The organism is Lactococcus sp. EKM203L (assembly GCF_011800585.1).
In the GTDB taxonomy this organism is placed as follows: Bacteria; Bacillota; Bacilli; order Lactobacillales; family Streptococcaceae; genus Lactococcus; species Lactococcus lactis.
The window spans coordinates 218,813-233,820 of sequence record NZ_JAALEQ010000002.1; the positions used below are offsets into that span (position 1 = coordinate 218,813).

Here is a 15,008-nt window from a genome sequence, read left to right on the forward strand (position 1 = left end):
AGTCAAAGAAAAAATGGCAGACTACAAGGCAAAAAAAGACTTTGCTTTGTAGGCGCCATTAGATTCAAGCTATTTCTTGAAACGGTTTCGGGTGTGCACCATACCCATCTACTATTAATTTACCACTTTATTTTTATGAGGTCAAATTTTTGAAACTTATATTTAAAAAAATACATTTATCATTAAGCAAAATTGTGTTATAATCACTATAATTCGCTCCTGTCAGTAAAGACAGAGCATCAGTAAGGAATGACATGAAAACACTACTTGTTCTATGTGAAGTTAAATATTGGCATGATTTTAGAGAGGGCTTGGCAAAAGTTGGCGTTTCTTTTCTTGGTTTTGATAAGAAAAAACCTAATCGATTTGAGATTGACCAACTTGTTGCCAAAGCTGATTTCGTCGTTATGAGAAACCGAAATGTGGCTCATCATTCAGTTCAATTTGCTAAAGAAGCTTGTAAAGCAACCGATACACCCTTTTGGATTAGTAGTAACTTTGGTTTAGAAACCATTATCAAGCAACTTTCTCAAACTTTTCCAGATGAATCTTTTGAAAGCATCGACCAAAATAAGAAAAGCAAAAGAAAAATTGAAAATAGAGTTATACAAAAGCAAAATTCTTTAGCCGAAAGTGCCCAAAGCAAAGAAAGTCAAAATTATTTAAAAGGAAAAAAGAAACATCTCCCTCTAAAATCGGCGCTAAAAGATTTCAAAATTACTGACGACGAACCTGATTTTACAAAATTATTTAAAAAATAAGCGCTGACGCATTTGTCAGTGCTTATTTTTAGTGACAGAATTTCTGTCAGAAGATAGCCGTTGGCACTTTAGCGCTTACGGATATACTCAAATGTCCATCAGTAACTTTTAAATTAATTTTTCTTTATGAATTTGTTCAAAAGTTTTTTCACCATCATTGAGTTTTTCCCAAATGACAACTTGTCCTTGTTTTCGAGATTTTGGTACATCGATAATCCGCTGATTTGATGACCCACGGAATTGGAGCATTAAGTTTTTCTTTGATAATTCAAAACGACCGTCAACTAAAATATCTAACAAATCAAGCATTTCTAATTTGTCATCTGTTTCAAGTAGCATCTCTTCCCATGTATAACCTGTCCATGACCAAATATCTTTATCCGGTAACTCACGACGAATCCGTTTGAGCAAAGGAATCAAAAATGTCGTATTCAAGAAAGGTTCCCCACCAAGAAGCGTCAGTCCTTGGACATAAGGCTGAGCAAGGTCAGCCATAATTTTATCTTCAAGCTCTTTGGTATAGGGCGTTCCATAACGAAATGACCAAGTGGCTTGATTATAGCAGCCCTCACAATGAAACATACAGCCACTCACATAAAGTGAGCAGCGCACCCCTTCACCATCAACGAAATTGAAGGGTTTATAATCTGCAATATAATTTTGTGAGAGTTCATCAGCTCTCCATTCTCCTGGTTTTGGATTGTTCATACTTATTTCTCCGCAAAATATTTTGATTTCGCTTCGTCAACTTCGACTGAATCAATCAAATTTCCATCGTTCAAAGCTCCGACAGAACCATTCATATGTTTTACACGTGATGAAATTTCTTTGTGACGACCATGAACCATTGGACGTGCTTGCGGATTTCCAAGATATCCACAAGTTCTTTTGACAACGTCACAGGTTTTAGGATCATCATTGCCACATTGTGGACATTTAAATCCACGTTCCGTTGCCGCAAAATCTCCTTCAAAGCCACAAGCATAGCAGTGGTCAATTGGTGCATTTGTTCCAAGATATCCAATACGATCGTAGGCAAAGTCCCAGACTGCTTCAAGAGCTTTCGGATTTTGTTGAAGAACAGGATATTCACAGTAATGAATGAATCCACCATTGGCATAAACAGGATAGTCTTTTTCAAACTCTAATTTTTCAAATGGAGTTGGATTTTTACGCACATCATAGTGGAAAGAATTAGTATAGTAATCTTTGTCAGTAATATCTGCAACTGAACCGAATTTTTCTTTATCCATTCGGCAGAAACGGTCAGTTAAACTTTCTGACGGTGTTGAGTAAACAGAATAATGATAACCAGAGGCTTTAGACCAATCTTCACAATCTTCATGCATTCGTTTCACAATTTCAATTGTAAAAGCTTTAGCTTCAGGATTATTTTCCCAAGTTGGGCCATAAAAAGTAGTCGCCACTTCATAAAGTCCAATGTAACCTAAACTTACAGTTGCACGTTCTTTATTGTACAATTCATCAACTGAACCTTCGGCATCAAGGCGTCCCAATGCACCATTCATAAAGAGAATAGGTGCATTTTTAGGTTGTGCTTCTTTAGCACGTTCAACACGAAAAGCAAGGGCATCATGAGCAATTTCAATTCTTTCATTGAAGATTTCCCAGAATTTTTCTTTATTTCCAGCGGCTTCAAGAGCAATACGTGGAAGGTTAACTGTAACAACTCCAAGATTATTACGTCCAGCAGTCACGTCATTCCCATTTTCATCTTTCCAGCCTTGCAAGAATGAACGACAACCCATTGAAGCTTTAAATGAACCTGTTAATTCAACAATTTTATCATAGCTCAAAATATCAGGGTACATCCGTTTTGTTGAACATTCAAGTGCAAGTTCTTTGATGTCATAGTTTGGTGTCCCTACTTCGAGGTTAAGTCCACGTTTGAGTGTGAAAATTAATTTAGGGAAAATGGCAGTACGGTGTTCTGAACCTAAACCACCAATCCGGACATTCAAAATTGCTTTTTGAATTTCACGCGCATACCAATCGTCTCCAAGACCAAAACCAACTGTTACAAAAGGCGTTTGACCATTTGAAGTAAACAAAGTATTAATTTCATATTCTAAAGATTGCATTGCATCATAGATATCTTTGGCTGTTTTTTCACGAGCATAAGCTTCTTGTTTTTCAGCACCATCAATCCATTTTTGTGCATCTTTTAAATGTTTTTTATAATTTAATTTCGCGTAAGGCGCCAATACTTCATCGGCACGGTCAAATGAACAACCACCATATTGTGAACTAGCCACATTAGCGATGATTTGACTGGCTTGCGCAGTTGCTGTTTGAATTGATTTTGGCGAATCTACTTGCGCATTTCCAAGTTTAAAACCATTTTCAAACATATTTTTAAAGTCAATCAAACAACAGTTAGCCATTGTAGTAAATGGACTATAATCAAGGTCATGATAATGAATATCACCCTTTTGGTGAGCGTTTGCCACATGTGGCGGAAGAAGTTTCAAACCAATTGCTTTGGAAACCGCACCAGCTGTCAAATCACGTTGAGTATTGAAAACGTTAGAATCTTTATTGGCATTTTCATTAACGACAGTTTGGTCGCGATTAATTAATTTTTCAATCGTGAAATTGATATCCGTTGCTTTGGTACGGGCCAAATCACGGTTAGCACGATAAGAGATATATTCTTCAGCCAATTGAGTTTCACCAGACTCAAGGAGTTCTTGCTCAACAATCGATTGAATTTCATAAATTTTGACATTTTCAGAAAAACGAGTAAAGATTTCACTGACTACTCTGTCAGTAAGTTCTGAAAGAACCGACATATCTGTCAGTTCGACTTTTTTAGCCGCTTTAGTCAAAGCATCAAAAATTTTCTCACTGTTAAATTTCACTGAGCGTCCGTCACGCTTTATCACATTAATTTCTTCTAGTGTTACATCTTGATATTTTACTTCACTTTTCATATTAACCATCCTCTTCAATTACATCATCTATTTTATCAAATTCTCGAAAATGACACAATATATAGGTTAAATTATGTAAACACACACAATATCTTGTGTTGCTTGTTTTCATTCCCTTTTCTCAATTTCGCAAAGCAAAATATAATCTCTTTGTATTTAAAATGTAATCATTGCGTCTTAAATCAGATTTTTTATCTAAATTCTCACATTTTCTAGCCAATATAAAACATTAAATAAAAAACGTTTACAAACCGCCACATAATTGTCATCTTTTTCTTCCATTAACCGTGGTAAAATAGGGTAGTACTTATTTTATTCTGTATTTTCAGGAAAGGAATTATTTATGCCAGTTTCTCGTATTAAAGTTAAAAATAGACATTTAAAAAAGAAAGCCAAAAAACCACTGGCTTTTTATAAACCAGCGACCAAATTTGCTGGCGCTGTTCTCATTGCAGGAACTTTGACGACCACTCATGAGCTTTTGCTCCAACAAACAAGCCCAATGGTTCAGGCTGCAACCAATTCGACAGAAGCTTTTATTGAAAGTATTGCTGCATCAGCAAAACCAGTTGCCGATAGTAATGGTCTTTATCCTTCAGTTATGATTGCTCAAGCTATTTTGGAAAGTAACTGGGGTTCAAGCCAACTTTCTCGTGCCCCCTATTATAATTTATTCGGTATTCAAGGAACTTATCAAGGAAAAAGTGTTGTTTTTAAAACTCAAGAATATCTCAATGGTAAATGGGTCACAAAAGATATGCCATTTAGGGTTTATCCTTCCTTTAATCAAAGTTTCCAAGATAATGCTTATGTTTTAAAAACTACAAACTTTGGAAATGGTCCTTATTATGCTAAAGCTTGGCGAGCAAACGCGGCAACCTATCAAGCTGCAACCGCAGCCTTAACAGGAAAATATGCAACTGACCCTAATTATGGTGCTTCCCTGAATCGAATTATTTCTCAATATAATTTGACTCGTTTTGACGGTGCTTCTTCTGCTGGTACTTCTAATTCCGGGGGTTCAACAGCTACAAATACCAATAATAATTCAAATACAAGCTCAACCACTTATACAGTTAAATCTGGCGATACACTTTGGGGAATTTCGCAAAAATATGGAATTAGTGTTGCTCAAATTCAAAGCGCAAACAATCTTAAAAGTACAGTCATCTATATTGGGCAAAAGCTTGTATTGACAACTTCAAGTTCTTCGTCTAATACAAATAGTTCAACTTCTTCAGGAAATTCTGCCGCAACTACAACGCCTACTACTTCGGTCACTCCTGCCAAACCAGCTTCACAGACGACGATTAAGGTTAAATCTGGTGATACGCTTTGGGGACTCTCTGTCAAATATAAAACGACGATTGCTCAACTCAAGAGTTGGAATCATTTGAATTCTGATACAATTTTCATTGGACAAAACTTGATTGTTTCACAATCTGCCGGTTCTTCAAGTTCTTCAACAGGTTCAAGCTCAGCCTCTACGAGTTCAACTTCTAACTCTTCTGCAGCTTCAAATACCTCTATCCATAAGGTTGTTAAAGGAGATACACTTTGGGGACTTTCACAAAAATCTGGTAGCCCAATTGCTTCAATTAAGGCTTGGAATCATTTATCAAGTGATACCATTTTAATTGGTCAATATCTTCGTATTAAATAAATTGTAATTTATAAAATAAAAAAAGAATGAAAGTTAATTCATTCTTTTTTTAATTCTTTTAAAACAGACTGAAGATGAATCGATTGAGTCGGTTCAGACATGCCAACAGTCATTTCCCAAGGTGTTGTTTCTTTTTCAAGCGCGAGTTCAAGAAAAACGCGTTGAAAAGAAGTTAATTCTTCAGAACTCATTAAATAGTCAATATCTGTTTTTGAAAGTAAAATTTTGTCCCGTTGAATCACTTTATTTAAATAACGGACCCAAAGTTCTAAATTCCATTTAGACTTTTGAGCAGCATTCAGGAGATATTCAATCCACGTCATTGCAATAACCTCAGTATTTTTGGATTTTTTCGTAAATAATTTTTTAAGGCTTCTTCGCCATAAGCTAAACTAAAAGCCTCTAAAATGACCGCTGGGTCTGCTGAACCATCTGTATGTTTAAATCGTTCTAAGAGAGGATCTGGGCTTTCAATTTTTAATTTTTTCATTATTTTTGCGATGTCTGGAACATCTTTGGTTCGGCCAGCCTGTATTTTATCGATAAGAATAGATTCGAGTGATGACAGACCAACAGTCAAATGACTTTCCACAAAAATAATTGTTTCATCTGTTTTTGAATGAGACATGACTTCGCCGACTGCTTGACTCAACCAAGGTTCATTAGAGGTTCCGACATGAAATTCTTCACCAATTTCTTGAATGATTTTTTCAACTTTTTCGGTACTTTCATAAAAGGCATCTATATCCTCTGTTGCCTTCATTCCATAATATTCAAGCACGAAACCACCAACACAATGTAAGTGAAGTTGCAAATTTTCTTCTGAAAGTTTTTCGTTCAAGCGGGAAAATAATTGATGATAATCCAAATTTATACCTCGCACTCACCTTCAAAATTTTTCTTATTTCTCACTCCATTATCAATTATCATAAGGATTTTGTCAAGTTGAAATTACTGACAGACCTGTCAGTAACTTTTTAGCAAAATTAGGCATTCGTGATTTCTATTTGACAAGAACGCATTGTTTCAAGTGCTGCCAAATGTTTTTCAGGTGAAACTCCAGCACAGCAAGAAACATCAACACTTATTTTTACTTCTGGCGCATAGGCTTTGATTAACAAGGCATTGGAAACAACACAAATATCCGTACAAATTCCGACAAGTTCAACTTCATCATAATTTTCATCTCGAATAAATTCTGCCAATGTTCTGGAACCAAAAGTTGTTTTTTCAAAAATTTTAGCAAAGCCAACTTGAGCTTCTTTACGAATTTCCCAACCAAAAGTACCATTTTGACAATGAATAACTGGCAGATTTTTGCCTTCTTGTGTCGTTAAATAATCTTCAAAATGGGTGTCTTGGGTTGCTAGACGATTTTCTTTAGAATATTGAGAGAGTTTTTCAATGACATTTGGGATAATGGCTTGTGCCTCTTTTGTGCCCAAACTTCCATCAATAAAATCATTTTGAAAATCAACTAAAACAAGTGCTTTTTTCATCATTTCTCCTTGATATTTGATCATTTTTCTTTATTATAGCAAAAATCTAAAAAGCCTGTCAGCAAAATTTTACTGACAGACCTTTTTTAAATTACTGACCAAATTCTCTGCTGTCTTTTAAGAGATGTAAACAATCTGTCAGTAAAATATGTTCATAATTATTCTTTAGAAATCAACTTCATCAGGGTTTTTAGCCAAACCAGCTTTTCCATGAAGGCTGTCAATAAAAGCAATATCTTCAATACTTAAATCAAAATCAAAGATTTCTGCATTTTCTTTAATTCTTGCAGGGGTTACTGATTTAGGAAGTGGTAAATATCCTTTGTGAAGAGACCAACGCAATACCACTTGAGCAATACTCTTGTTGTATTTACTTGCCAAGTCTGCAAGTTCTGGAACTTCAAAGATTTTACCTGTTCCAAGTGGGCTGTAAGCCTCAGTCAAGATATTGTTGTCAACATTAAAACTTACAATTTCTTCTTGTTGATCACTTGGGTTGACCATAATTTGGTTAACTGCTGGTTTAATTTCAGCAAATTTCAACAATGGTTTTAGGTGACGTGGGTGGAAGTTTGAAACACCAATTGCACGGATCTTACCAGCTTTTACGCCTGCTTCCATGGCTTTCCAAACTGCAAGATTACGTGTTTCAAAATCAGGGCGGAATGCTTTAGGATTTGGCCAATGAATGAGGTACAAATCAACATAATCAAGTCCCAATTTTTTCAAGGATTCATCCAAGGCTTTCGCAGCGTCCTCTGTTGTTCCTACACCCCAAAGTTTTGTTGTAACGAAAAGTTCCTCACGGGGAATTCCTGAATCAGCAATTGCTTGACCGACTGATTCTTCATTTTTATAAACTGCCGCTGTATCAATATGACGATATCCTGCTTCAAGTGCTGTTTTTACCGCATTATAAGCTTCTTCTCCGCTCGCAGATTGCCAAGTTCCAAAGCCAACTTTTGGAATTTTAATGCCATTGTTTAGTGTGTAAGTGTCTGTTAATGTCATGATTTTTTCTCCTTAGTAATTTTTGAAATACAACAACTCGTCATCAATGAAACTATTTGGACTTTTATATTCTTTCAATTGGAAACCATAGTTCTAACTCTTCAGGATTTTCTGCTGAAATTGATTGATGTTCTTGTACTGCTCCAACAATTTTTAAATCATTTTGAGTTAAATAATTCCACATATCTGAATAAGTCTTGTTCATTTCATAAGTTGTTGTTTCAACAACGAAATAACGAAAGCCTGGAAGTGTCCATTTAGTCCAATTTTCAGGCTTTTGCGCTGAATTTTCAACTTCAACACCTGCCAGATAGAGTCCACCATTATTCCATGGTTTAAATTGCCCTGATTCATCAGACATGGCCCCCCAAATTGTGAGTGGCTGCTTAATCAAATGAATAATTTCCTCAAAAGCGTTGGTTGCTTCTTGCCAGAGTGGTGGAATCCAAATGTCAGCTTCTTGTGCTTTACCTAAGCCTTCTTTTCCAATGATGGAGAAAGATGACTTTTCAACTTCTCTGATGTTCACTTCCCCTCCTCACTCTTTTTGACAATGATGTTTCTTGCTTTTTTAAGCAATAAGGCTTCTTTTGAAACCGTTATAAAGTCATTTTACCACTTTATAATTAAAATGAAAAAATATTTCGCTCAAAAAATGATAGAATAGAATTAGAATTTAAAATAAAGGAGGAGATACTAATAAGGCTGACTTTTATCAGCTGAGTTTTGTATCCTATATCTTATGGCTGAAGTAGAATCTTTTCAATTAGACCACACAAAAGTACTTGCCCCTTATGTCCGCTTAATCGGTAGCGAAACTGGGCCTAAAGGCGATGTTATCACTAATTTTGACGTTCGTTTTGTTCAACCTAATGCGAATGCCATTGGAATGGCCGCTTTACACACTATTGAGCATAGCATGGCTAGTTTAATTCGCGATAGAATTGATGGCATGATTGACTTTTCACCTTTTGGATGTCAAACTGGTTTCCACATGATTATGTGGGGTGAACATAGTTCAGAAGAAATTGCTAAAATAATTAAATCTTCTCTAGAAGAGCTTGCAAGTGACGAATTTGGTTGGGATAATGTCCCTGGTGTTGCTGAAAAAGAATGCGGAAATTACCGTAATCACTCACTTTTCGGTGCTAAAGAATGGTCTAAGAAAATTCTTTCTGAAGGAATTTCTACTGACCCTTACGAACGTAAAGTAATTTAAAGTTTACTCCAAAAGTTCAGCATTTTTAAATTACAAGTGCAACTTCATTTCCTTTAGTAAGGAATTTAATCGGTCAAATTTTTACTGACAGCTCTTGTCAGTAACTTTTTGACTTTTATCAGTCAAATCCACTTAGAAAGGAACTGAATTCAGTAGGCACTTTACTTACTGAAACCTAATTTATCTTATGGGAAAATATCAACTTGATAATAAAGGACAGAAATCTGTCGGAAAATTTCACGAAAAAAACTCAACGGTAGGCGGAAAAGGCATTAATACAAAGAATGCCACTCAAGCTAAAATTGAAGCCCTCCGTGCCAAAATGGAGAATAAAAAGAATGACAAAAAAGCTTAATATTGCCTATGTTGGTTTTGGTAAATCAACAAATCGCTATCATATTCCTTACGTGAAAGAACGTGAGAATATTGTGATTAAACGAATTGTCAACCGGACTTTAGGAAAACGTCCTGAACAAGCAGAATTAGAAGCAAATGGAACTTTGTTCTCCACTGACATCGCTGATATTATTAATGATGATTCAATTGATTTAGTAGTCATTGTGACTCCAGCTTTTGCTCACTATGACTATGCTAAGGAACTCCTTTCAGCTGGAAAAAATGTACTCTGTGATAAACCATTAGTCGAAACCTTGGAACAAGCTAAAGAATTGGTAGCTCTTGCCAAAGAAAAAAATCTTTTCTTCATGCCTTTCCAAAATCGACGCTTTGACAGCGACTTTTTAACCGTCAAAAAAGTGATTGAGCAAGGTTATTTGGGTGATTTGGTAGATATCACTGTCAATATGGACCACTTTAGACCTAATGATGCCAGTCAAGGTGGAAATTTTGATGGCGCTTGGTATGGTCACGGTGTTCATTTAGTGGACCAAATGGTTTCACTTTTTGGTGCTCCCAAAGAAGTTCAATATGATATTCGAGCAACAAGAGATTATGACAGTGTCGATGATTATTTTTCTGTCAATCTTCTTTATCCAAACTTGCGAGCAACTGTTGCTGCTACTGAAGTCGCTGCTCTACCACATCCAAAATGGCTTGTTTATGGTACGAGAGGAACTTTCATCAAAATGGATGTTGACCAACAAGAAAATGATTTAAAAGTTGGCATGTTCCCAGGTGATGAAGGTTTTGGGCAAGACAGTCCAGCTGATTTTGGGCAACTTACCTATTTCAATCAAAATGGTGACCGCATTGTGAAGCATATTCCAACGGTTGCTGGTGATTATGGTAGAGTTTATGATTCAGCTTATGAATCAATTATTAATGGAGCTGACAAGTTGGTTTCCGATGAACAAATTTTGGCTGTCATTAAAACTTTGGAAAATGGTTTTTCTAAATAATAATAAAAAGACTTATCAACTGATAAGTCTTTTTTTACTGACAGCCTATTTTTTCTTATTGGCTTTTTGTAATTTACTGACCAAACCTTTGAATTGACCTTCAAAAGTCAGGACATTATTGAAAATATCTTCGCCATCATTAAGCATTTTGACAGTTACCCAGCCTAAGGCTTCTGTAATTGTTGTCGCCACTGTGGCATTAATTGCTCCACCTGCAATTGTTCCCACCGCAGGAACAAATTTTAAAACATTCCCTACAAGGCTTCGACCTAAACCAACAACAACTAATTCCTTAGTGATTCCTTTTGCCAATGCTTCTGACCAAGAAGCCCCAAATATCTTATAAAGTCGCATCATCATTGTCAATTGAATCGGAACAAGCAAGACGGCATCTGAAAAGGGAATTGGTGAAAAGCCAACAATTGCCGCCGTCAAGGTAGCGAAATGAATGGTTTCATGGCATTTCCTTCGCGTTTGACTGTCCACTCCAACCAAAAATTCATCAAAGAGGTGGTCAAATTTCTGAGAATTGCTAGCTAAAAACTGCTCTGCTTTCGCTTTTGAAACAGTTAAAGAAGAACTGATTATTTTTGCGGAACGAGCAGGCATTTTTTTGAGCACTTGATTAAAAAACTCCTCAAAAGCTGCATTGCTTTCTTGATCATTTTCTTTTATTTTCTTGTCTGATTTTTTAAACATTATCGCTCCTTCTCGCCTATTTTTAACTCATTATAACAAAATAGGCGCTTAATAAACAAAAAAATCAATCAAAAAGAGACTGATTTTTTCGATATCTTATTTTGCAAATTGCGAATTATAAAGGCTGGCATATAATCCGTTTTCTTTAAGGAGACTTTCATGGTTCCCCATTTCCACAATATTTCCATTTTCCATAACCAAAATCTGATTGGCATCACGAATAGTTGATAAACGGTGAGCAACGACAAAGCTTGTCCGTCCTTTTAATAGACGATTCATCGCTGATTGAATCAGGCGCTCCGTTCTTGTATCTACACTGGATGTGGCTTCATCCAAAATCAATATTTCTGGATTTGCTAAAAAGGCACGGGCGATGGTTAATAACTGCCTTTGCCCCTGAGAAATATTGCTTGCGGCTTCATTCAAAAGGGTTTGATAACCTTGAGGTAAAGTGGTGATAAATTCATCAGCATGTGCCATTTTAGCTGCTTGAATCACTTCTTCTTGTGTTGCTTCAAGACGACCATACTGTAAATTATCCATAATTGTCCCTGAGAACAACCAGGTTTCTTGTAAAACCATTGCCATTCGTCCACGTAATTGTTCACGGTCAATTTCGCGAATGTCTTTTCCTTCAAGTAAAATTTTTCCCGAAGTGACATCGTAAAATCGTTCGAGCAAGTTAATCATTGTTGTTTTACCTGCTCCAGTTGGTCCCACAATGGCAATCATTTGCCCAACTTCAACGGAAAAATTAACATCTGTCATTAAGGATTGATTTTCATTATAAGAAAATGCGACTTGGTCAAAATTGATGAAATCAGTCTTGTCAGTCGCTCCTAAATTACTGACAGCTTTTTTTGAACTTTCGTCAGCAACTTTTTCACTGACAGGAATTCCGTCAGTCATTTCTTTTTCATCTAATACTTCAAAAATTCGTTCGGCTGACGCAACTGTAGCCTGAATGGTATTGAGCATATTCGAGATATTTGTGATTGGCTGTGCAAATTGATTGGTATATTGCAACATGGCTTGAACATCTCCGAGATTAACCGTCCCTGAAATAACTTTAAGACCACCAATTACGGCCATGGCTAAGTAATCTAAATTATTGATAAATCGCATGGTTGGATAAATCAAAGTCGATACAAATTGAGCTTTCCAAGCTGATTTATAAAAATTATCATTTCTTTTTGCGAATTCTTTTTCAGCTGAGGCTTCATGATTGAATGTTTTAATGACCGCATGCCCTGCATAATTTTCTTCAATTTGGTCATTCAATAATCCCAGATTTTTTTGTTGTTCAGCAAAGAATTTTTGCGATAAAGGTGCGACAATCCTTACCGTAATCATTGCCAAAGGAACTGTGATAAAGGCGACGAGTGCCAACTGCCAAGAAATTGTCAACATGAAATAAATAGTTCCAACAAATTGCAAGAGACTTGTGATAAGCTGAATCAAAGTTTGATTTAAAGTCCCTGAAATATTATCCATATCATTTATCATTCGACTCATGATATCCCCATTACTATGGCTATCATAATATGAAACTGGCAATTTTTTCATTTTGTTTTTAAATTCACGACGTAAAGTATAAACTGTTCGTTGCGAAATGCGTGTCATAATGCTTTGTTGCAAAATCCCAGAGATAAATGAAATCAGATAAATGACCATGACATAAAGCAAAATAGATTCGACCTTAGCCATGTCAATTTGAATTGCGGTATGATTTTTTAGACTTTTTGTTACGCCATCAAATATCACTGTGGTTGCATTTCCCAAAATTTTGGGTGCCTGAACCGACAAAATGACTGACAGCGAAGCAATTAAAATTGAAAAAAGAAGTCCCCATAAATCTCTGCGCATATATTTGAAAAGTCGAATAATCGTTGGAAAGAAATTTTGAGCTCGCCGACCTTTTTGAAAACGGTCAGCCCCTTTGCCACCTCGATTGAGATAATTTCCTCTCATCATTGGTCATCACCTCCTCTGGCGGTCAAATGTGCAATTGAAACACCCATCTTGACCAAATCATCATCCGAGAGTTGAGATTGCATTGTTTCTTGATATTGCGGACATGATTTTGCCAAACTTTCATGAGTACCAAGTCCTACGGCAATTCCATTTTCTAAAACTAAGATTTGGTCAGCTGACATAACGGTTGCGATTCTTTGAGCCACAATCACCTTGATTTTATTTTTATGTTTTTCCGAATGATTAATAGCTGTTCGTAATTGTCTGTCAGTAGCAAAGTCCAGGGCCGAAAATGAATCGTCAAATAGATAAATTTCTGCCTCTTTAATCAAGGTTCTAGCAATCGAAATTCTTTGTTTTTGACCACCAGAGAAATTTGCGCCATTTTGTTCGACCGCCAGCTCAAGTCCACCTTGTTCACGAACGAAATCAGCAGCTTGTGCAATTTCCAAAGCTTGCCACATTTCTTCATCTGTTGCATCACTTTTCCCAAATTGAAGATTCGAGCGGACAGTTCCCGAAAAAAGTTGAGCTTTTTGTTGCGTAAAAGAAACTTTTTCATGCAAGTCATACTGTGAAATTTGGCGAATATCAGTACCATCAATTGTGACACTTCCATTTGTTGGGTCAATTAATCTGGCAATCAAATTCAAAATCGTTGATTTACCAGAACCAGTCCCCCCAATAATTGCTAAGGTCTGACCAGCTGCTACATTTACTGACAAGTCACTTAGCGCTTGTCTTTTTGCTTCATCAAATTTGAAAGATACATGATTAAGAGCTAGAGAATTGCGGACAGAATTGCTTTCAGACAACTTGTCATTTCCGTCAGAGGATAGCCGTTGGCGCTTTAGCGCCTCTACGGATATGCTCGAATTTTCATCAGTAATTTTATCTTTAGATTCTAAAATTTCTCGAACTCGAACAGCTGAAACCTGAGCTCGTGGCACCATGACAGCAACTGCTGATAATTGCATAAATGACATCAAAATCTGTGTGGCATAGGTCAAAAAGGCAACTAATGAACCCATTTCCATCATATTTTTACTGATAAGATGAGCGCCAAACCAAACAATTCCAATATTTGTAAAACTGAGAATAACTGTCATAATTGGCATTAACATCGCAATCGTCGTCAAAACCACTTGACTGGTATGTGTCAAATCACGGTTAGCCTCATCAAATTTATCAATTTCATATTGGTCTCGTCTAAAAGCACGAATCACCCGAACACCAGTTAAACCTTGTTGAAAAATCAGATTAATTTTATCAACTTTTGTTTGCATTGACCGAAACCGTGGCATGGAAATAGCAATATTAATAACGACAGCCAAAGTTAAAATAGGCAGGGCAATCAAAAAAACCAGCAGTAAATCATGTGATAATTTCCAAGCCATGAAAATAGAACCAATGAGCATCATTGGCGCCATGAGCATCATTCGTAACATCGTTTGAAAGACATTTTGCAATTGAGTCACATCATTTGTTGTACGTGTAATTAAAGTTGCATCACCAAATTCCTGAAAGTTGCGCTCGTCCATGAATAAAACTTTCTTAAATAAATCATGGCGTAATTTCAGGCCCAATCCTTGAGATTGTTTGGAAGCAAAATAAACATTTCCAATTGCCGAAAGCCAACTGGCCAGAGAAACGAAAAGCATAATTAGACCCATAAACCAGATATATTTCATATCAGATTGACCAATACCTTTATTGATAATATCCGCTGTAATCGTTGGAAGCCAAAGATTAGTCACAACTTGAATAACTAACAAAAAAAGTGCCCAAAATACAGGCCAAAAATTTAAATATCGCCTTCCAATCGTTAGCATAATTTCCCCTTTTCCCCAGAAACTACCCTTAGTAGTTT

15 protein-coding genes and 1 riboswitch are annotated in these 15,008 nt (G+C 36.2%); of the genes, 5 read left to right on the forward strand and 10 right to left on the reverse strand.

The window, feature by feature from the left end; all coding sequences use genetic code 11:
• Window positions 1-42 precede the first annotated feature (42 nt).
• Window positions 43-115, reverse strand: a riboswitch (Fluoride riboswitch).
• Between the two features lie 139 nt (window positions 116-254).
• Complete coding sequence (locus HFD15_RS04300) at window positions 255-761, forward strand: DUF2325 domain-containing protein (protein ID WP_058208258.1); 507 nt, start codon at window positions 255-257, stop codon at window positions 759-761.
• Between the two features lie 108 nt (window positions 762-869).
• On the opposite strand, the gene nrdG is transcribed toward HFD15_RS04300, so the two are convergent.
• Window positions 870-1,475: an anaerobic ribonucleoside-triphosphate reductase activating protein gene (nrdG, locus tag HFD15_RS04305; RefSeq protein WP_025016575.1), complete on the reverse strand. Its 606-nt coding sequence runs from the start codon at window positions 1,473-1,475 to the stop codon at window positions 870-872.
• Window positions 1,472-3,715 carry an anaerobic ribonucleoside-triphosphate reductase gene (nrdD, locus tag HFD15_RS04310; RefSeq protein ID WP_010905257.1) on the reverse strand — a complete coding sequence of 748 codons (2,244 nt, stop codon included), beginning with the start codon at window positions 3,713-3,715 and terminating at the stop codon, window positions 1,472-1,474. Before nrdD ends, nrdG begins: the two co-directional genes overlap by 4 nt.
• Window positions 3,716-4,058: 343 nt before the next feature.
• Here nrdD and HFD15_RS04315 point away from each other — a divergent pair, with 343 nt between their 5' ends.
• Window positions 4,059-5,378, forward strand: coding sequence for a LysM peptidoglycan-binding domain-containing protein (locus HFD15_RS04315; RefSeq protein WP_012897088.1), 1,320 nt, complete (start codon window positions 4,059-4,061; stop codon window positions 5,376-5,378).
• A gap of 38 nt (window positions 5,379-5,416) precedes the next feature.
• On the opposite strand, the gene HFD15_RS04320 is transcribed toward HFD15_RS04315, so the two are convergent.
• From HFD15_RS04320 to HFD15_RS04340, 5 genes are all read right to left on the reverse strand, one after another.
• Window positions 5,417-5,701: a hypothetical protein gene (locus HFD15_RS04320; RefSeq protein WP_003131192.1), complete on the reverse strand. Its 285-nt coding sequence runs from the start codon at window positions 5,699-5,701 to the stop codon at window positions 5,417-5,419.
• Window positions 5,698-6,246: a DUF6036 family nucleotidyltransferase gene (locus tag HFD15_RS04325; RefSeq protein ID WP_003131191.1), complete on the reverse strand. Its 549-nt coding sequence runs from the start codon at window positions 6,244-6,246 to the stop codon at window positions 5,698-5,700. Before HFD15_RS04325 ends, HFD15_RS04320 begins: the two co-directional genes overlap by 4 nt.
• A gap of 118 nt (window positions 6,247-6,364) precedes the next feature.
• Entirely contained in the window at window positions 6,365-6,877 is a 513-nt protein-coding gene (locus HFD15_RS04330) for a cysteine hydrolase family protein (RefSeq protein ID WP_021723424.1), read from the reverse strand.
• A gap of 165 nt (window positions 6,878-7,042) precedes the next feature.
• Complete coding sequence (locus tag HFD15_RS04335; RefSeq protein WP_021723425.1) at window positions 7,043-7,888, reverse strand: aldo/keto reductase; 846 nt, start codon at window positions 7,886-7,888, stop codon at window positions 7,043-7,045.
• Window positions 7,889-7,952: 64 nt separating this feature from the next.
• Entirely contained in the window at window positions 7,953-8,417 is a 465-nt protein-coding gene (locus HFD15_RS04340; protein ID WP_010905253.1) for a GyrI-like domain-containing protein, read from the reverse strand.
• A gap of 213 nt (window positions 8,418-8,630) precedes the next feature.
• Here HFD15_RS04340 and HFD15_RS04345 point away from each other — a divergent pair, with 213 nt between their 5' ends.
• The 3 genes from HFD15_RS04345 (at window position 8,631) to HFD15_RS04355 (ending at window position 10,465) form a co-directional block, all read left to right on the forward strand.
• Entirely contained in the window at window positions 8,631-9,107 is a 477-nt protein-coding gene (locus HFD15_RS04345; protein ID WP_058208257.1) for an S-ribosylhomocysteine lyase, read from the forward strand.
• A gap of 187 nt (window positions 9,108-9,294) precedes the next feature.
• Window positions 9,295-9,462 carry a hypothetical protein gene (locus HFD15_RS04350; RefSeq protein ID WP_003131184.1) on the forward strand — a complete coding sequence of 56 codons (168 nt, stop codon included), beginning with the start codon at window positions 9,295-9,297 and terminating at the stop codon, window positions 9,460-9,462.
• Complete coding sequence (locus tag HFD15_RS04355; protein WP_017864067.1) at window positions 9,446-10,465, forward strand: Gfo/Idh/MocA family oxidoreductase; 1,020 nt, start codon at window positions 9,446-9,448, stop codon at window positions 10,463-10,465. Before HFD15_RS04350 ends, HFD15_RS04355 begins: the two co-directional genes overlap by 17 nt.
• Window positions 10,466-10,510: 45 nt before the next feature.
• Here the strand turns inward: HFD15_RS04355 and HFD15_RS04360 are convergent, their stop codons facing one another.
• The 3 genes from HFD15_RS04360 to HFD15_RS04370 form a co-directional block, all read right to left on the reverse strand.
• A complete protein-coding gene (locus tag HFD15_RS04360) occupies window positions 10,511-11,164 on the reverse strand; it encodes a YcjF family protein (protein ID WP_010905251.1) in 654 nt (217 codons plus the stop codon).
• A gap of 96 nt (window positions 11,165-11,260) precedes the next feature.
• Window positions 11,261-13,138 (reverse strand): ABC transporter ATP-binding protein, encoded by a 1,878-nt coding sequence (locus HFD15_RS04365; protein WP_021723426.1) that lies wholly within the window; start codon window positions 13,136-13,138, stop codon window positions 11,261-11,263.
• Complete coding sequence (locus HFD15_RS04370) at window positions 13,135-14,970, reverse strand: ABC transporter ATP-binding protein (protein ID WP_010905248.1); 1,836 nt, start codon at window positions 14,968-14,970, stop codon at window positions 13,135-13,137. Before HFD15_RS04370 ends, HFD15_RS04365 begins: the two co-directional genes overlap by 4 nt.
• Window positions 14,971-15,008: the final 38 nt, after the last annotated feature.